The sequence below is a fragment of the Silicimonas lutimaris genome, assembly GCF_047314965.1.
Classification (GTDB): Bacteria; Pseudomonadota; Alphaproteobacteria; order Rhodobacterales; family Rhodobacteraceae; genus JAVJUV01.
This window is the reverse complement of record NZ_JBLBVK010000045.1, coordinates 1-18,339: the sequence shown is the minus strand read 5'-3', so window position 1 is coordinate 18,339 and position 18,339 is coordinate 1. Positions and strand designations below refer to the sequence as shown.

Genomic DNA, 18,339 nt, shown 5'->3' with positions numbered 1-18,339 from the left:
CTTGAGATTACCGTTTCCATGCGAACAAATTAAGCGGAAAAGTGATTACCCCCCCGGCACCAGCCGCATCACGCCCACCGCCCCGGCGCGTGCCAGGTTCGGGTCCAGCGTCATCGGGATGTATTCTCCCCGCCGCCACAACTCGCCCAGATCGTCGTAGTGCCGCGACAGGGGATGGCCGGACTGGCCGGTCGAGATAATGAAGACGGACGAATCCGGGTCCGCGAAATCATAGACGCCCCGATAGCCCGCGCCGTGGATATTCAGAAACGGCTCCGGGCCTTCGCCAAGCGTTCGACCGCTTTGCAGCGTTTGGTCCCCGCCGCTCGTGGACTGTCGGATGTTCACGATCCACGAGAACCAGGCCACATCGCCCAGCACGCCGTGGTCGTGGGTGGCCTGATGCGCATCACCCCAGCGCAGCGAATCCAGCGACTGACCCCAGGTCTCGTCGATCCACAGAAGCGCGTCGTCCAGCGCCAGCCGCGCGATCTCGGTGCAGGTCTCCTCGGGGGCTGACTGGATCACGTCGCACCAGGCTGCCGCGCCGTCCACGTCGCGAAAGACCCGTTCAAGGAAGATCGGCTCCGGGTGGCGATATTCGTCCGCAAGGGGACCCAGCTCGTCGCGGATCAGCCTGTCCTGCAGCGCGCGCATCCAGGCGGCATAGATCAGAGGCTCCGGCAGGTGCTCGTTCATCTCGCCGTTCCAGTCGGCCAGAAGGTCCAGCGCATCGCGTCTCCGGCGTTCCGGCGTACCCTCGGGGGCCGCTTCTCCGGTAAACCAGAGATCGCGCGCAACGAGCGGCAAGAGCGTCCGCGCGGTGACCGATACCGTATCCAGCTGCGCCTCGATGAAGCTTTCCCGCGTATGCACTTCGCGCGATTGCATCAACCTTTCCCAGCGCTGAACCCGCTGCGTGTCGCCCCAGTCGAAACTGACATGGAACGGAAAGGGCCGGTCGACGCTCTTGTTGTTCGTGTTGCCCAGGATTCCGCCCTCGGGGTCAACGAACGAGGGATTGCCCGAAGGGTTCATTCGTCCCTGCCAGCGGTTTTCCGGAAGCCAGCCCGGCGAAGGCATTCTGCCTTGCGTCTGGTGGCGCGCAGCGCGACGGGGCAGGGCGCCGACCAGCTTCATGGCAATCCGCTCGGCATCGACCAGCGTCAGATTCACGGCCGGAGCAATGAATGCCTCGGTCACGGCCATCGCCTCTTCGATGTTGCCCGCACGCATGACGGCGAGCATGGCTTGCATCGTGGTATCCGTCGGCGACAGGGCGGTCCATGCCAGCGAGGCGACGTGGCCGGGCGGTGTGATGGCGCCAAGATCATAATGGCTGCCGGGCAGGATCGGACCGTTCTCCGAGTTTCGGAGCGTGATCGTGATCGGGTCGGCATCCTTGACGGTGATGATCGACTGGCGCGAGATGAGCGGTTTCCAGCCCTCGGGCGTCAGTACCTCGTCCGACTTGTCCGGGTTCAGCTTCTCGATGAACACGTCCTGGTCGTCGGCGTAGGACGACGTGAGACCCCAGCCCAGCCGGTCCGACCGGCCGACCAGGACGACCGGCGCGCCGGGTATCGTGCCACCGATGACGCCGCCCGATTGCAGTTCCAGCCGGGCCAGATACCAGATCGAGGGCGCCGTGAACTCCAGATGCGGATCGTTTGCCAGCAGAGTTCCGCCCGCCGCCGACCGCGACGGCGCTGCCGCCCACGCGTTCGAGGCCCCCGCGAAGGCGCGTGCCTTGAACGGCGACAGCGGATCGCCCGGCGTATCGCCCATGTCCGCGTACCGGGGCAAGGGCGCGCCGAACAGCGATGCGTACTCCGGCAATTCGGCGATTCCGTCGCCCGGCGTGTCCGGCAGAATATCGGCGACCCGCGCATCCGGCAGCATCAGCGATGTCCGCGCGCGCAGAACCTCGGTTTCGAGATGCGTGGAGAGCTGCAGCGCCATCAGCTTGCCGATCACCACCGAATCGGCCGGCTGCCACGGCGCGATGGCTGGCTCGAACAACCAGAACTCGGGCGCCCCACGTCCGCGCGCGCCCTCGTTGACCTCGCGCAGCCAGGCGTTCACTCCGTCGGAATAGGCCTCCAGCGCGGCCCGTGTATAGGCGTCCTGCGCCTCGACCGAGCGCACGGCAAGCGCATAAAGATCGAAGCGCCGAAGCAGTTCATCGGTGCGCACCGTCCGCGGGCCGAACAATTCAGACAGGCGGCCTTGCGCGGTGCGCCGGAACATCAGCATCTGCCACAAACGGTCCTGAGCATGGGCCAGCCCGAGGCCGTAATAGACGTCGTGATCCGTCTCTCCGAAGATATGCGGGACGCCCGCATTGTCCCGCACGATCTCGATCGGCGCATCGAGGCCAGCCACGTCCAGCGTTTCGTCATAAGGCGGAACCGAGCGTGAGAAAAACCAGTACAGCAAAAGGATGCTGATAAGGCCCAGAAGGACCAGCCCGGTAACGATCCGGACAAGCCAGCGGAACAAACGAAGCATGATCGCCTTATTGACTAGAAATGCCTGTCCTTTAGGTAAAGCCCGCACGGCTGCGGAAAACAAGGGAGGATACCATGGCAAAATGCGCGTTTCTTGGTCTTGGGGTCATGGGCTTTCCCATGGCGGGGCATCTCAAGGCCGCGGGCCACGAGGTAACCGTCTACAATCGCACCTTCGCAAAAGCCGAAGACTGGGCCGAAAAGCATGGTGGCAAGGCCGCGAAGACACCGCGCGAGGCCGCGAAAGGAGCCGATTTCGTCATGGCCTGCGTCGGCAATGACGACGACCTGCGTTCCGTCTGCCTCGGCGAGGACGGTGCCTTTGCGGGCATGGCCGCGGGCTCGGTCTTCGTCGACCACACCACGGTATCGGCCAAGGTCACGCGCGAGCTGTACGCCGCCGCGGACAAGCAGAATATCTCCTTCGTCGACGCGCCGATCTCGGGCGGGCAGGCGGGCGCAGAGAACGGCCAGCTCTCGGTCATGTGCGGCGGAGATCAGGGCGCTTATGACCGTGCCGCCCCGATCATCGACGCCTACTCGAAGATCTGCCGCCGTATCGGCACCTCCGGCGCGGGCCAGATGACCAAGATGTGCAACCAGATCGCCATCGCCGGGCTGGTCCAGGGCCTGTCCGAGGCGCTGCATTTCGCCGAAAAGGCCGGTCTCGATGGCCGCGCGGTGGTCGAGGTGATCTCGCAGGGCGCCGCCGGCTCCTGGCAGATGTCGAACCGCTACCAGACCATGCTGGACGACCATTTCGAGCATGGCTTCGCCGTCGACTGGATGCGCAAGGACCTCGGCATCTGCCTCGACACCGCCAATGAGACCGGGGCCTCGCTCCCGGTCACCGCGCTGGTCGACCAGTATTACAAGGACGTCCAGAAGATGGGCGGCGGACGCTGGGATACCTCCAGCCTTTTCAAACGGCTCCGCAAGCTCGGCTGATCCGGCCCGTGATGGACCGCGATGGCGGTCCTAAGCGCGCAAGTCAAAGCGATCCCGGGCAGGCGATGCATCCTGCCCGGACGACCCCGACGGTTCAGCCCGGACCGTTCCGTTTGGGTGCAGCGGAAAATTCTGCGTGTTTGACCTGCAAGCTCCCGCGCGGCCTGCAAGGGACTCCCGCGCGTTCCTCGCGGAGGATCCTGCGTGTTTACTCCGGAAATTCCTGATCGCTTAAAGCTTCTTTCAAGGACCGGCCGTTAGGTTAGGGGCGGGAGGACGGGGGAAACAACGGCTGGCCCAGGGACGGCCGCTTCACCGTCTGGAGGGATCAGATCGGATCGAAGCTGGCGGCGCTGGATCGGTTCCAGCGGCCAAGGTATCCGAACTCGTCGATCTCGCCGCGGACAAGAAACCCTTCCGGAAGATAGGGATAAACCTCGTCGCCCGTGACCATCTCGCGGTCCTTTTCCCGCATCAGCAGGTGATGCGGAAGGAAATCTCCGGGATGCGACAGCCCCGCTGCCCCGGTCATCTCGGCCAGTGCCTTCAGCGTGTTCTCGTGGAACCGTTTGACCCGCATCGCCTTGTCCGGCACGTCGATGGCGCGCTGGCGCACCTTGTCCTGCGTCGCGACGCCCACCGGGCAATGGTTCGTATGACAGGCCTGAGCCTGGATACAGCCGATCGCGAACATGAAACCGCGCGCCGAATTCGCCCAGTCCGCGCCCAGCGCCAGCATCTTGGCCAGGTCGAAGGCCGTCACTACCTTGCCCGAGGCGCCGAGTTTCAGCCGGTGACGCAGGCCTGCGCCGCGCAGCGTGTTGTGCGCGAAGGTCAGACCCTCGACCAGCGGCATCCCCATGTGATTGGCGAACTCAAGCGGAGCGGCCCCTGTGCCGCCTTCCTTGCCGTCGATCACGATGAAATCGGGAACGATATCCGTCTCCAGCATCGCCTTCACGATGCACATGAACTCCCGCCTGTGCCCGATGCACATCTTCATGCCCACCGGTTTGCCCTCTGAAAGGTCGCGCAACCGCCCGATGAACCGGACCAGTTCCAAAGGCGTCGAGAACTCCGGGTGGGACGCCGGCGAGACGCAATCCTGTCCCATCGGAACGCCGCGCGCTTCCGAGATTTCCTCTGAGATTTTCGAGGCCGGCAGAACACCGCCGTGTCCCGGCTTGGCACCTTGCGACAGCTTGAGTTCGATCATCCGGACCTGCGGATCGGCGGCCTGGCGGGCAAATGCCTCCGGGTCGAACCGGCCCTCGGCCGTGCGGCAGCCGAAATAGCCCGATCCGACCTGGTAGATCAGGTCGCCGCCGCCCTGCCTGTGATAGCGGCTTATGCCGCCTTCGCCGGTGTCATGGGCGAAGCCGCCCATCTTGGCGCCGGTGTTCAATGCAAGGATCGCATTGCCCGAAAGCGCGCCAAAACTCATCGCCGAGACATTGTAGAGCGAAGCCCGATAGGGCTGCCTGCAGTCCGGCCCTCCGATCTCGACGCGGAAATCATGGTCGCTCAGATGTTTCGGCACCACCGAATGGGTGATCCACTGATAGCCCGAATCGTAAACCCGCGCCCGCGTCCCGAAGGGCCGCTTGTCCTCGGCGCCCTTGGCGCGCTGATAGATCAGCGAACGCTCGTCGCGCGAGAACGGTTCTTCGTCCTGATCGCTTTCGATCAGGTATTGCCGGATCTCGGGGCGGATGCCTTCGAAGAGGAACCGCATATGCCCGATGACGGGATAGTTCCTCAGGATCGAATGACTGCGCTGCGTGACGTCATAGACCCCCAATGCCGATAACCCGGCAAAGAACAGAAGCGGCAGGAGGAACCAGCCACTCCAGAGCAGGGCAATGGCGGAAATCAAAGTGAGGGCGAGCGAGGCTCCGAACGCGGTGTATCTCTGCATGCCTCACGTTAGTGTCCAGCGCCGGGAAAACTCAAGCGCTTCGCATCGGTCAGACAGAAAAGGGGGCCGGAGCCCCCTTGGAGTCAGGAGTTCGAGACCCGGATCAGGGAATGATACGGGAGTACTTCGTGCCCTCGACCGATGCGCCGGCGATCAGGCCCGCCTGACCGAAGACAACGGCGATGACGGGAGCCAGCACGGTCGTGGTTTCGGCCGAAAGATTGCCGCCCCGGTCGTTGACCGCGTACTCGACGTCCGCACCGGCAGCCCATCCGGCAGATGCACGGAAATCCGCAAGAGCTTCTTCGGTCATGAAATAGAGCACGTGGGCGTATTGCTGCGCACCGGCCTGGATGCCGAAACTCGCCTGTGCGGCGGAGTAATAATCGACGGTCACGTTGTTGACGCGCAATGCGCCACGGCCATAGGACCCGCCAAAGCCGAAGCTTGCCTCGGTGATCAGCGGCATGACCAGCATGCCGACGGACTTGTCGCGCAGGTCGCGTGTGCCGGGATAGTTGTTGTCCAGGTAGGCCAGCGATGCATCGACGCGCGCGTCGATGTTTTCAGCACCGGGGCTGCCGATGCCGTTTCCGCAAGCGGCCAGCGCCAGAGAAGCGGTAAATCCGGCCAGCACGGCGCGACGGGGGAATCGAGTCATTGGGTCTGCCCTTTGTATTAATTGCCTCAGCGACGGCCTTATTTGGCCGTTCGACACAAAGTATAGTTGACCGTTGCAGCAATGTCACCCGTATTGGTGCCTTGCATGCGTCTTTCCGCCGGATTTTTGACGGCCAGAACGCTAGTCGATCATCAGTTCCGCGATCAGGGCGGCCCATCCCGCGCCATGCATGTCCCGGTCCTTGGCGGTGCCCTGCACGGCCGGACGGGGCGCGGAGAGCTTGATCACGTTCAATTCGGGAATGTCGAACCGCTTCAATTCCTGCGTCGGTACGCCAAGAACGCGGGCGGCCTCGGACGTGGCCAGCCCGTCGCGAATCCGGCCAAACGCCTCGGCGCCGCCGCAGAAGATATCGATCGTCACCCAGAACGGGCCGGCATTCTTGGAGCGGACCTTTTCGGCGACCTGGCCGATCTCAGGCATCGATCACCTCCAGCGTGAACGCTGCCATCGGATCGTCCAGTGTCAGCACATGGTTCAGGCAGAACTCGTAGATCGGGCCCCGGTCGATTTCGGCGGGCGAGAAGGGAAAGGCGAACGTCGGCTGCTCCTCGTCGCGCGTCAGCGGGTGGTGCAGCAGGTAAGGATTCAGCAGCTTGCCGATCTCGGACGCTATCGCCTGGGTTTTCGCCGTGACGATCCCCAGAGCACCGATCTCCACCGGGTCGCCCGTCCGGGTTTCCAGCGCGCCCAGCGTGGCGTTTTTCCCGATCAGCCGGATCTCAATCGAGAAATCACCCTCGACGGCATGGGTCCGCGCCAGCGTTTTGGCTGTGCATTTCGCGACGATATCCTCGGCCCATGCCTCGGCATTGGCCACGTAGCGCGGGTCGCGCAGCAACGCCATCAGCACGGTCTGGTACCCGGCGACGCGCGCGCCCTCCAGCTTGACGGTGTAAGGCCCCGCGACCCAATGCGCCCCGGCGATCCGCACCGCGCCTTCGGCCTCCTGCACATAAGTGGCATGGGTCACGTCCAGATAGCCGCCCGGCTCATAGAGCCGGAACGGATCGGAATTCTCGTAGAGCATATGCGCCGACACCGTGTGAGGCGTGGCTCTCGCATCGTCCGCCAGCGGCGTGATCAGGCAGCTGTCGGTCTCGAAATCCAACTGCAGAACGCCAGATTGAGGGTTCGTCGCGCAGAGCGCGCCGCATTCCCCGATCTTGGCCGCGTGCCAGGCCACGCCCGCGTCCACGCCCCGAGCAATGGGGAGTGCGGCGATGATCGCGGTGTCCGTCGTGCGCCCGGCGATGACGATATCTGCGCCGGTCTCCAGCGCCGCGTTGATCTGTTCTGCGCCCGCTAGCGCAACGATATTCGTGCAACTCTCGATCAGCCCGGCATCGATCTCGGGGGCGGGAGACAGGGGTGCGATGCGGCCGGTTTCCAGCGCCGCCGCGATCCGCGTGGGAGACTGGCCGGATTTCAGAACCGCGATCTTCGCGCTCTCACCCCGCTCGGCCAGGATCTCGCGGGTGATCTCCACCAGCCAGTCCACGGCGCTGTCCGCGCCGCAGGTGCCGGCCGTTCCGATCACCAGCGGGCAGCCCGCGCGCGCCCGCGCGTCGATCAGCCCGGCCCATTCGGCCCTGGTCGAGGAGCGCGCGTATTTCGAGACGCCGCGGCCAAGGTAGGATGGCCCCGAATCGGTCGAGCCGCCATCGATCGCGATCAGGTCGGGACGGTTCGTGATGCCGCGATCCAGCGCCGCCTGGTCCCAGCCGAGGCCGAGCGCGCCGGAGGGGACGAGGATGCGGGTCATGGGTTTCGCCGCCTTCGGCGTCGACAGGTCGGGGGGCGCTGCCCCCCGAACCCCCCGAAGTATTTGTGCCAAGAGGAAGGCATCAGTCGGTGATCGCCTGCGGCTTCTTCAGGACATTACGCAGGAACATCGGTGCGATGAACCCCGCGATGGCGAAGAACCAGAGCCCCAGCGCGATCGGAGACGAGAACAGGTAGGTCACGTCACCGTCCGAAAGAACCATGGCCCGGCGCAGCGCGTCCTCCATGTTCGAGCCGAGGAGGATGCCGAGAATGACCGGCACCGTGGGAATGTCCATCTTGCGGAAGACATAGCCCATGATCCCGAAGAGGATCATCAGAAGCAGGTCGAAATAGCCGCCGGTCAGCGAGTAGATCCCGACAAAGGACACCATCGTCACGCCCGGCAGCAGCAGCGCCGGCGGTACCGAGAGGATCTTCACGAAGACGCGCACCATCGGCACGTTCATCGCCAGGAGTACGAAGTTGGCGATCAGGAGCGAGGCGATCAGGCCCCAGACCACCTCGGGCCGGTCGGTGAAGAGCGTCGGTCCCGGCGTGATGTTCAGCGTCATCAGCACGGCCAGAAGCACCGCCGTCGTGCCCGATCCGGGCACGCCCAGCGTCAGCATCGGCACCAGTGCGCCGCCCGCGGCCGCGTTGTTGCCCACCTCGGGCGCGGCGACGCCCTTGGGAACACCCGTCCCGAACTTGCCTTTTTCGCCTGCGATGCTTTTTTCCATCATGTAGGTCAGGAACGAGCCCAGCGAAGCACCGGCGCCCGGCAGAACGCCGGCGATGAATCCCACCACGCCGGAGCGCAGTTGGGTCCAGCGGGTGTCCCAGATCTCGGCCCACGGCACCCTGAACTTGTTCAGCTTGACGCCCACCGCGCCACCCTTGCCGTGCTTCTCGATGAAGAAGAACACCTCCGACACGGCGAAGAGGCCCACGATGGCGACAAGGAAGTCGACCCCGTCCATCAGGTGGAGGTTGCCGCCCGTCATCCGCGGCATGCCGCTGAAGTTGTCCAGCCCGATGACCGAGATGCCAAGCCCCACGCAGGAGGCGAAGGCGGCCTTGGCCTGGTTGTTCGACGCGATGCCGCCCAGGGTCGAGAAGGCCAGCAGGTAGAGCGCGAAGTACTCGGCCGGACCGAACTGATAGGCGATGCGGCTCAGCGCCGGGGCCACGAGGGCCAGCATCACCGTCGCGAAAAGCGCGCCCCAGAACGACGCGAAGCCCGAGATCACCAGCGCCTCGCCGGGTCGCCCGGCCTTGGCCATCGGATAGCCGTCGAGCGTCGTCATCAGCGCAGGCTCGTCGCCCGGGATGTTCAAGAGGATCGAACTGATCCGCCCGCCATACATCGCGCCATAGTAGACCGCCGTCAGCAGCACCAGCGCGGCGGTGGCGTCGAGACCCATGGTGAAGGTGATCGGGATCAGGATCGCAACGCCGTTCGACGGCCCGAGGCCGGGCAGGGCGCCCACGATCGTGCCGATGAAACAGCCCAGCACGGCCAGCATAAGCGTATAGGGCGACAGGGCGATAGAAAAGCCCATTGCCAGGTTCGAGAGGATTTCCATGTCAGCTGTCCCTAGCCGAACCATCCCTTGGGAAAGGCCACGAGCCCCAGCCCAAGAATGAATTTGAAGAGAACGAACAGGCCCACGGCCAGGCCGGGTCCGGTCAGAGCGGCAAAGCCAATTCGCGGCGAGATCTGGTAGCTGAGGATCGCAGCGGCGATTGCCGTCGGAATGATGAAACCCAGGGGCTTCAGCGCATAGGCGTAGCCGATCAGGACCAAGACCGAAATCAAAAGCGCGAAGGCCGCCCTGAGGTCGGGCCACTCGGGCTCTTCGTCAGGTTTGAAGACCATGAACAGACCGCAGAGCCCGGCAACCGCTCCGATCATGATCGGAAAGGTCTTGGGGCCGACAGGGTCCGCCATGAAGCTGGTCTGGGTCTGCAGGGCGCCCGCGATATACGCGAGCGCCCCAAGGACCACGACCACACCGAAGATGCGGTCGGAGGCCATTACTGGATCACGCCGATTTCTTTGGATAGCTCGACCGTCTGCGCCACCACGCTGTCGACCCACGACTGGAAGTCGCCGCCAACCTTGGTGAAGGGCGCAAGACCGTTGGCTTCCATCGCCGCTTTCCATTCGTCCGAGGCAGCGACGGCGGCCAGTTTTTCGGCCCAGGCGTTGAACTGGTCGTCAGAGATGTTCTTCGGCACGTACAGACCGCGCCAGTTCACCGCGACGACATCCAGACCCTGTTCCATGGCGGTCGGGATATCGTCGAAGCCCGGCACACGCTCTTCGGTCAGAACGCCCAGCGCCTTCACTTCGCCCGACTGCAGGAAGCCCACGATTTCCGACATGTCGCCGGTCATCGCGGTGGTGAAGCCGCCGACCGTCTGGGTGATCGCGTCCGCGCCGCCGTCGACGCCGATGTACTTGACGGCCCGGATGTCTTCGATGCCGCCGGCCTTCAGGACCTGCAGAACCTTCAGGTGGTCGAAGCCGCCAGCAGCCGAGCCGCCGGCGAACGAGACATCCTCGCCCGCCTTAACAGCGGCGACAAGGTCGTTCAGCGAGTTGAGCGGGCTGTCCGCGGCCACAACGATCACGCCCGGGTCGGCGCCGATCGCGCCGACGAAGCGCACCTGATCCGCAGTCATGCCGCCAAAGGCGTTCTGGGCAAGGCGGGTGGTCGTGGCGGACGAGGCCGCGACGATCAGCTCGGCGTCATCGCCGCGCTCGTTGACGACATGGCTGAAGGCCAGGCCGCCGCCGCCACCCGCCATGTTGGTGACCTGCACCGGCGCATCGACCTGGCCGATGTCATACAGGATCTTGCCGATCTGGCGGCAGGTGAAGTCCCATCCGCCGCCGGGGTTGGCCGGCGCGATGCATTCGGCGGCGCTGACGGCACCAGCGGTCAGCACGAAAGCGGCCGAAAGGCCGAGCGTCTTGAGTGTCATGATGTCCTCCCGTTTGACACGGCGGATTGCTCCGCTCATGGTCAGTAACGCTATGGACCTGTCACCAAGCTGTCACGTCCAAATCGAATGTAGAGTGATGCGCTTTCTATTGATCGAGGATAACGCGAGCCTGGCCGGAGCCGTGGTCGAGAGGCTGCAGATGGATGGTCATGCGGTCGATCATGCCGACACGCTCGAAGCGGCGCGGGCCTGTATAACTGTGGCCGATTACGATTTGATTTTGCTGGATATTATGCTTCCGGATGGCGACGGTCGCGCGTTCCTGGAATCCCATCGCATGGCCGAAAAGCAGACCCCCGTGATCGTCACTACGGCCCGTTCCGAGGTCTCCGACAGGGTCGGCCTTTTGGACCTCGGAGCGGATGACTACATCACCAAGCCCTTTGATTTCTCCGAGCTGGAAGCCCGCTGCAGGGCCGTTCTCCGGCGGCGCGGAGGGGTTGCGGCGAACCGCATCGCGGTCGCGGACGCCGTTCTTGATTCGGCCTCCGGGGAATTGCGAATCGGTGAGTCGCGGCATTCCCTGCGCAACCGGGAGCTTCGGCTGCTCGAAGTCTTCTTCGGCGCTCCCGGGCAGGTGTTCTCGAAATCCTACCTGATGGACCGGATATTCTCGTTCTCGGACGAGGTGAACGAGAACGCGATCGAGGTCTACGTCGGCCGCATTCGCAAAAGGCTCGAAGGCTCTGCGGTGAGGATCGAAACCGTGCGCGGGCTGGGCTATCGGCTGGTGGCGCAGGCTTGAGCCGGGTCCGGGTCAGAGGGTCGATCCGGCGGAGGTTGTTCCTGCAACTCGCCGCGATCGCGGCGCTCTTGTCCGTTGTCCTCTTTTTCGTCGTCCGCGCTCTGGCGGCTTCGGCCGCCGAGGTCACGCAGGACGGCATTCTCGCGGCCTCGGCGACCTCGATTGCCGACGCGTTGCGGTCCGAGGATGGCGCGATCACGCTGGACATGCCGTATTCCGCGCTGTCGATGCTGGGAACGATCAACGAGGACCGCGTGTTCTACCGCGTGGTCGTCGATGGCGAGACCCTGACCGGCTACGACGATCTGCCTCCGCCCGAGGAAGAGCCGACCATCGCGCGGAACAGCTTCTCGACCTTCGAATACCGGGGCGACGAGGTGCGCATGGTCACTGTCGCACGGGTGGTCAGCACCGGCGGCGCCCCGTCGAACGTGCAGATTTCGGTTGCGCAGACACGACTGGGCCTTGCGGCAATCTCCCAGCGGATCAGCGCGATCGCGACGGCGGCGGGTCTAGGATTCTTCATCGTGGCGACGGCGCTCTCGCTCTGGGCCGCCCGCTCGGCCTTCCTGCCGCTGGAACGGATGACGGCGTCGGTCACGCGGCGCGGACCGGGCGACCTCAGGCCTCTCGAAACCGAGACGCCTGCGGAACTGGTGCCCTTCGTCGACGCGCTGAACAGTTTCATCTCGCGTCTGCGCGCCTCGCTCCTGCGTTCCGAAGACCTGATCGCCGAGGCGGCTCATCGCGTCCGCACGCCGCTGGCTACTGTGCGCGCCAAGGCCGAGGTCACGCACCGCAAGCTGCAGAAACCCGAGCACCGGCAGGCCATGCGCGAAATGATCCGGGCGATCGACGAAAGCTCGCGGTCCGCAGGGCAGCTTCTCGATCACGCGATGGTCACCTTTCGAACCGACAGCCTCTCGGGTGAACCGGTCGACCTCAGCGAGATCGCCGTCGAAACCTGCGCCCGTCTGGAACCCGCGGCGGCGCTGAAGGACGTCACCATCCGGTGCACGACACCGCCCGAACCACCGTCTTTCCATGGCGACTGGCTTCTGCTTCAAAGCGCGCTCCACAACATCCTCGACAACGCCGTCAAGTATTCCCCGGACGACCGCGCGATCGATGTCACGCTTGAAGCGGGCGACGAGATCCGGCTGTCGGTGACCGACCGGGGGCGCGGGTTCGGCGGCGCGGATACCGAGAAACTGAAGGGCCGGTTCGCGCGCGGAGGCAACGTTGCCGATATCGTGGGATCGGGGCTGGGCCTGACAATCGCGGACGAGGTCGCGCGCGCCCACGGCGGACGGCTGGAAATCGCGTCTAACCCGGAGGGAGAGGGCGCATGCGTCTCACTTGTCTTTCCATTGTCCTGAGCATCTGCTTCGCAGGTCCGTCCTCGAGCTTCGAGATCGAGGAACACATCGTCTACGAGGCGGCGTCGCCCGCAAGCGTTCTGCGAATCCTTTCCACCGCCGACCGCGAAGCCTTCGAGCCCATTGTCGAAGCGTTCCAGGCCGAGAACCCTGCGATCACGGTCGACTACACGATCGCAGGAACGACGGACGTCATGAAAGCCATCTACGACGAGGGCGCGGTCTTCGACCTCGTGATCTCCTCGGCGATGGATCTGCAGACCAAGCTGGCGAACGACGGCTTCGCCCTCGGCTATCGCTCGGCCGCGACCGATGCGCTTCCGGACTGGGCGCGCTGGCGCAGCCAGCTTTTCGCCTTCACCCAGGAACCAGTCGTCCTGATCCTGTCGGACGCCGCCTTCCAGGGGCAGCCGGTTCCGACGACGCGGGACGACCTGATCGATCTTCTGCGCGAGAACCCCGAGCGCTTCCGCGGCAAGGTCGGAACCTACGACGTGCGCATCTCTGGGTTCGGATACCTGCTGGCGACGCAGGATGCACGGGTGTCGGAGAACATCTGGCGGCTTCTCGAGGCGATGGGGCGGCTCGATGCCCGTCTCTATTGCTGTTCCGGAGACATGTTGCGCGACATCCGCTCCGGTGAGCTGTCCGTCGCTTACAACGTGCTTGGCAGTTACGCCGCCGCCCAGCAGAAGCAGGCGGGCGGCTTCAGTATCGTCGAAATGAGCGATTTCGCCAATGTGACGCTGCGCACGGTGCTGATCCACCGCGACGCGGGGAACGTGCGCGACGCCGCCGCGATGGTCGACTTCCTGGTCACGCTTGGCCGGCGGCCCGATGTGGTGGCGGCCTCGGGCCTGCCCGCCATCGACGACGCCGCTCTTCGCGACAACGTCGCCCTTCGGCCGATCCGGCTGGGGCCGGGTCTCCTTGTCTTCCTCGACCGCCTGAAACGAAAGACATTCCTCCGGAATTGGGAAGCCTCGATCACGCAGGAATAGGACTAGCTGCCCGTGTAGGTCCAGCGATACCCTGGCGGGGTCGGCCCCTTGTTCCGGCCACCCTGCTGCTTCTGTTCCCAGGCGTGCGCGAGAATGCCGACAGAGCGCGACAGGCAGAAAAGTCCGCGGGCGAGGGGGGCCGCGAACCCCAGTTCGGCGAAGATCACCGCGGTGGCGCCGTCAATGTTCATCGGCACCGGCTTGCCCGCGATGCCGGCCAGATGCGCCTCGATCCCTTCGGCGATCGTGGCGAACCGCCCGGAGACCTCGCCTGCCTTGGCTGCGTCCCGCACAAGCGCCATAAGGCGCGGCGCGCGCGGGTCGGTCGGCGTGTGAAACCGATGCCCGAAACCGGGCACGTATTTGCCGCGCTCGGTGCGCCAGCGCGCAACCTCACCCGGAATGTCTCCGCTGGCGTCGATGCGGTGGTACAGCTCCACCGCCTGTTCGCCCGCGCCGCCGTGGACATCGTCGAGGAGGTTCACCGCCGAGGCCATCGCCTGGTTCAGCGCCGCGCCACAGGTCACGGCCATCCGCGCGGTCGCGATCGACGGAGCCTGCGGCCCGTGATCCACACCCGCGACCAGCGCCGCCTCCAGAAGCCGCGCCTGGCCCCCGGAGGGCAGATCGCCCCTCAGCATCAGCCAGATCATCTGCGGAAAAGTCACCGATCCGATCAGTTCCTGTATCGGACGGCCCCGGATATCGATCCGGCCGGGCTCCATGTCGATGATCGCGGTCGACCACCAGTCGGCGACGTCGCTCATATCGCGCCTTTCTCTCTCAGTCCGGCGATTTCGTCTTTGCTCAGTCCCAGCGCCGACAGGACCGTATCGGTCTGCGCGCCCAGTTCCGGCGGCCCGTCCTCGACGGCGAGGGCCGCGCCGTCGAAGCGCATGCCTGTACGGAACACCTCCGCGCTGCGACCGCCGATGTCGTAAGAAGCGATCTGGCCGGCCGCGCGCGCCTGGTCCAGCGCTTGCGGCAGCGTCAGGATGCGGCCCGCCGGAACGCCGATGGCGTTCAGCTCCTCTTCCCAGACGGCCGAGGGCCGGTCCAGCAGCACAGCCTCGATCGCGGCATTCAACTGCACGCGGTTCGCCTTGCGGTCGGCCCTCGTGACGAACCGGGGGTCGGATACCAGCGCATCGAGCCCCAGATGGGCAGCCAGCGCCTCCCATTGTTCCTGCTTGTTGGCGGCGATGTTCAACAGGCCGTCGGCGCAGCGGTAGGCGGCCGATGGCGCGGAGGTCAGGTTCTCGTTGCCCGCAGGCACTGCCTCGACGCCCGCCACCAGCCAGTTCGAGACCGCCCATCCCATGGTCGCCATCAGGGCATCGCGCATCGAGATGTCGATGAAGGCGCCGCGGTCCGGCGCGTTCAGGGCGGCCGAAATCGCCATGGCCGCCGTCAGCCCGCCCACGGTGTCGGCCACCGGCCAGCCGGCGCGCAGCGGCGAAGCCTCGGGCGTGCCTGTGATCGCCATTGCACCTGCCATGCCCTGCACGATCTGGTCGTAAGCAGGGCGGTGGGCGAGGGCGTCATCCTGCCCGAAGCCCGAGATCGCGCAGTAGATCAGGCGCGGGTGCTCCGCACGCAAGGTCTCGTGGCCGAGTCCCAGCCGGGTCATGACGCCGGGCCGGAAGTTTTCGACCAGCACATCCGCCGTGGCCAAGAGGCGCAGGAACACCGCCTTGCCCTCGGGATGCTTGAGGTTCAGCGTCACCGATTTCTTGCCGGGGTTGGGTGCCAGGAAGGAGACGCCCATGTTCCGTGCCGAGAGGCTCTCGTCCTGTCCCAGCTGCCGCGCGAGATCCCCGGTCCCCGGCACCTCGACCTTGATGACCTCGGCGCCCAGATGGGCGAGCTGGTGGCAGGCGAAAGGGCCGGCCAGCACGTTGGTCAGATCGAGGATGCGGATACCGGCGAGCGGTTTCATGGTTTCGCCGCGCCTTCGGCGCGCCGACCGGTGCGAGGGGCGCTGCCCCTCGCGCTCCCCGCCGGATTTTCGCCAGGAAGAAAGGTCATTCGGCCTCGCGCCCGGCGCGGTACCAGGCGACCAGCGTGGCACGGTCGGACGGCTCCAGAAACGAGGCCGAGGGCGGCGGCATGGCGTGGCTGAGCCCGGCCTGAAGGTAGATTTGTTCCGCGTGCCGCACGATGTCCGACGCGGTCTCGAGGTGCACGCCTTTCGGTGCCCAGAGAATGCCGTCCCAGACCGGTTCGCGCGCATGGCACATCGAGCAGTTGCCAAGGACGATGGCCTCGGCGTCCTGCCATTCGGTGACTTCGGTGAACCGCGCCTCGGCGGGCGTCAGCACCCGGGCCTCGGCATCCTCGTAGCTGTCCGTCACCGGCCCGCCGGTCGAGAGCCACGCGATCAGGAGGAAGATCACCACCGTCACCGCCCAGGTCCAGTGCGGGTTGCCCGCGCGCGCGTGGTGCGTGTTGAACCAGTGGCGGATCGTGACCCCCATCAGGAAGACCAGCGGCGCGATCACCCAGGCATGGGCCGTGCCGAAGGCCAGGGGATAATGGTTCGACAGCATCAGGAAGATGACCGGAAGCGTCAGGTAATTGTTGTGGGTCGACCGCAGCTTGGCGATCTTGCCGTATTTCGGATCGGGCGTCCGGCCCGCTTTCAGGTCCGCCACCACGATCCGCTGGTTCGGCATGATGATGACGAAGACATTCGCCGTCATGATCGTCGCGGTGAAGGCGCCCAGGTGCAAAAGCGCGGCGCGGCCCGTGAAGATCTGGTGATACCCCCAGCTCATCGCCACCAGCAGCGCGAAGAGAAGCAGCATCAGGACCGTCGGCTTCTCGCCGAGCGGAGACTTGCACAGGAAATCATAGATCAGCCAGCCGATGGTCAGGCTTGCCGCCGAGATCAGGATGCCCTGCCAAAGCGCCAGATCGGCCTTGGACGGATCGAGCAGGTACAACTCGCCCCCCACCCAGTAGACGATGGCCAGAAGCGCCGCGCCCGACATCCAGGTCCAGTAGCTCTCCCATTTGAACCATGTCAGGTGCTCGGGCATTGCCTCGGGCGCCACCATGTATTTCTGGATGTGGTAGAAACCGCCGCCATGGACCTGCCATTCCTCGCCATCGGCAGGGCCGGCAATGTTGCGGTTCAGGCCAAGGTCCAGTGCGATGAAATAGAAGGACGATCCGATCCAGGCGATGGCGGTGATGACATGCAGCCAGCGCACGGCGAACTCGGCCCAGGACCAGAGCACGGCAAGATCGTACATGGGACTTCCCTCGTTTTCTTTTTCGCGTCATGTGAAGACACCCGGGGCGGAATGGCAAGGGGCGCTTTCGTTCCGGACGCCGAAGACGTTAGAGTGGCCGCGACATTTTCCGACCGGGAAGGACATGATGCTGACCGACACTGCCGCAGCCCAGGCCGCCGCGCTACTGCACGAGGCGTGGAAAACCGGCCGGCAGATCGACCACCTGCCCGACGGGCTGCGCCCGGCCACGCGGGGCGAGGGCTATGCGATCCAGGCGCACCTGGAACAGCATGCCGCTGGCGGCGTCGGGGGCTGGAAGATCGCCGCGACATCGAAGGCGGGGCAGCGCCACATCAACGTGGATGGCCCTCTGGCCGGACGCATCTTCGGCGAGCGCCTCCTTCGGAACGGTCAGAGCGTACCGCTGGAGGGCAACAACATGCGCGTGGCCGAGCTGGAATTCGCTTTCCGCCTCGGACGCGATCTTGCCCCCCGCGACGGCGGCTATGCGCTGGATGAGGTGCAGGACGCCGTGGCGTCGCTCCATCCGGCGGTCGAAATCCCGGCGTCCCGCTTCGCCGACTTCTGCGCCGTGGGCGCAGCGGCGCTGATCGCCGACAACTCCTGCGGCCATGCCTTTCTCTTCGGCGCGCCTTTCGATCCCGCGGACTGGAAGGGACGCGACCTCAGGGCCTGGGAGGTGACCGCCCGCATTGCGGGCAAGGGCAGCTTCCACGGTATCGGCGCCAACGTCCTCGGAGATCCCTGGGAGGCGCTTCTCTGGCTGGTGAACGAATGCTCGGAACATCGCATGAGCCTGACCGAAGGCCAGCTCATCTCGACCGGAACCTGCCTCGTGCCGGTCGCCGTCGCCGAGGGCGACGTGCTGACCACGGATTACGGTGCGGGCGAGCCCCTTACGTTGACATTCGCATGACCGTCGCGCGCGGGGCGTGACAACTCCATGGTGCTGGCAAGGGATCGGAAGACAGGTGCGTCCGGCCCCGCTTTTCAGCGGGGCCGGGTGTGATGTTAGCGGTGTTTTGTCAGCCTTTCCACCAGCGGCGGGGCTCGACGTTTTCGGGCAGGGTTGCGGCGTCGATCTCGCGGGCGACGGAGTAGATCTCCTGGTAGGTGT

Annotated in this window: 16 protein-coding genes; 5 read left to right on the top strand and 11 right to left on the bottom strand. The window is 65.2% G+C overall.

Going from position 1 to position 18,339, the window contains the following annotated elements; all coding sequences use genetic code 11:
* Positions 1-45: 45 nt before the first annotated feature.
* Positions 46-2,511, bottom strand: coding sequence for a penicillin acylase family protein (locus tag ACKLNI_RS08370; RefSeq protein ID WP_413718611.1), 2,466 nt, complete (start codon positions 2,509-2,511; stop codon positions 46-48).
* A 74-nt stretch (positions 2,512-2,585) separates the two neighbouring features.
* Between ACKLNI_RS08370 and ACKLNI_RS08365 the strand changes: the two genes are divergently transcribed.
* Positions 2,586-3,458, top strand: a complete 873-nt coding sequence (locus ACKLNI_RS08365; protein ID WP_413718610.1) for an NAD(P)-dependent oxidoreductase — start codon at positions 2,586-2,588, stop codon at positions 3,456-3,458.
* A gap of 328 nt (positions 3,459-3,786) precedes the next feature.
* Here ACKLNI_RS08365 and ACKLNI_RS08360 read toward each other — a convergent pair whose 3' ends face one another.
* The 7 genes from ACKLNI_RS08360 to ACKLNI_RS08330 form a co-directional block, all read right to left on the bottom strand.
* Complete coding sequence (locus ACKLNI_RS08360) at positions 3,787-5,376, bottom strand: FMN-binding glutamate synthase family protein (protein ID WP_413718609.1); 1,590 nt, start codon at positions 5,374-5,376, stop codon at positions 3,787-3,789.
* 103 nt (positions 5,377-5,479) lie between these two features.
* Positions 5,480-6,037, bottom strand: a complete 558-nt coding sequence (locus tag ACKLNI_RS08355; protein ID WP_413718608.1) for a lipid-binding SYLF domain-containing protein — start codon at positions 6,035-6,037, stop codon at positions 5,480-5,482.
* Positions 6,038-6,178: 141 nt separating this feature from the next.
* Positions 6,179-6,481: a DUF4387 family protein gene (locus tag ACKLNI_RS08350; RefSeq protein ID WP_413718607.1), complete on the bottom strand. Its 303-nt coding sequence runs from the start codon at positions 6,479-6,481 to the stop codon at positions 6,179-6,181.
* Positions 6,474-7,823: an acyclic terpene utilization AtuA family protein gene (locus tag ACKLNI_RS08345; RefSeq protein WP_413718606.1), complete on the bottom strand. Its 1,350-nt coding sequence runs from the start codon at positions 7,821-7,823 to the stop codon at positions 6,474-6,476. The genes ACKLNI_RS08350 and ACKLNI_RS08345 overlap by 8 nt, the downstream gene beginning before the upstream one ends.
* A gap of 82 nt (positions 7,824-7,905) precedes the next feature.
* Complete coding sequence (locus ACKLNI_RS08340) at positions 7,906-9,411, bottom strand: tripartite tricarboxylate transporter permease (protein WP_413718605.1); 1,506 nt, start codon at positions 9,409-9,411, stop codon at positions 7,906-7,908.
* Between the two features lie 11 nt (positions 9,412-9,422).
* Entirely contained in the window at positions 9,423-9,863 is a 441-nt protein-coding gene (locus ACKLNI_RS08335) for a tripartite tricarboxylate transporter TctB family protein (protein ID WP_413718604.1), read from the bottom strand.
* Positions 9,863-10,816 carry a Bug family tripartite tricarboxylate transporter substrate binding protein gene (locus ACKLNI_RS08330; protein WP_413718603.1) on the bottom strand — a complete coding sequence of 318 codons (954 nt, stop codon included), beginning with the start codon at positions 10,814-10,816 and terminating at the stop codon, positions 9,863-9,865. Before ACKLNI_RS08330 ends, ACKLNI_RS08335 begins: the two co-directional genes overlap by 1 nt.
* A 97-nt stretch (positions 10,817-10,913) precedes the next feature.
* Between ACKLNI_RS08330 and ACKLNI_RS08325 the strand changes: the two genes are divergently transcribed.
* Genes ACKLNI_RS08325 through ACKLNI_RS08315 form a run of 3 tightly spaced genes read left to right on the top strand, consistent with a single transcriptional unit; the run spans position 10,914 to position 13,962 of the window.
* Positions 10,914-11,582, top strand: coding sequence for a response regulator transcription factor (locus tag ACKLNI_RS08325; protein WP_413718602.1), 669 nt, complete (start codon positions 10,914-10,916; stop codon positions 11,580-11,582).
* A complete protein-coding gene (locus ACKLNI_RS08320; RefSeq protein WP_413718601.1) occupies positions 11,579-12,961 on the top strand; it encodes a sensor histidine kinase N-terminal domain-containing protein in 1,383 nt (460 codons plus the stop codon). Before ACKLNI_RS08325 ends, ACKLNI_RS08320 begins: the two co-directional genes overlap by 4 nt.
* Positions 12,931-13,962, top strand: coding sequence for an ABC transporter substrate-binding protein (locus tag ACKLNI_RS08315; RefSeq protein ID WP_413718600.1), 1,032 nt, complete (start codon positions 12,931-12,933; stop codon positions 13,960-13,962). The genes ACKLNI_RS08320 and ACKLNI_RS08315 overlap by 31 nt, the downstream gene beginning before the upstream one ends.
* 2 nt (positions 13,963-13,964) lie before the next feature.
* Here ACKLNI_RS08315 and ACKLNI_RS08310 read toward each other — a convergent pair whose 3' ends face one another.
* The 3 genes from ACKLNI_RS08310 to ACKLNI_RS08300 form a co-directional block, all read right to left on the bottom strand.
* Positions 13,965-14,729 carry a citryl-CoA lyase gene (locus ACKLNI_RS08310; protein WP_413718599.1) on the bottom strand — a complete coding sequence of 255 codons (765 nt, stop codon included), beginning with the start codon at positions 14,727-14,729 and terminating at the stop codon, positions 13,965-13,967.
* The gene (locus tag ACKLNI_RS08305; protein WP_413718598.1) at positions 14,726-15,901 is read right to left on the bottom strand and encodes a CaiB/BaiF CoA transferase family protein; all 1,176 of its coding nucleotides are present in this window, start codon (positions 15,899-15,901) and stop codon (positions 14,726-14,728) included. Before ACKLNI_RS08305 ends, ACKLNI_RS08310 begins: the two co-directional genes overlap by 4 nt.
* A gap of 85 nt (positions 15,902-15,986) precedes the next feature.
* The gene (locus ACKLNI_RS08300) at positions 15,987-17,219 is read right to left on the bottom strand and encodes a urate hydroxylase PuuD (RefSeq protein ID WP_413718597.1); all 1,233 of its coding nucleotides are present in this window, start codon (positions 17,217-17,219) and stop codon (positions 15,987-15,989) included.
* A 127-nt stretch (positions 17,220-17,346) separates the two neighbouring features.
* Between ACKLNI_RS08300 and ACKLNI_RS08295 the strand changes: the two genes are divergently transcribed.
* Positions 17,347-18,138 carry a 2-keto-4-pentenoate hydratase gene (locus tag ACKLNI_RS08295; RefSeq protein WP_413718596.1) on the top strand — a complete coding sequence of 264 codons (792 nt, stop codon included), beginning with the start codon at positions 17,347-17,349 and terminating at the stop codon, positions 18,136-18,138.
* Positions 18,139-18,339: the final 201 nt, after the last annotated feature.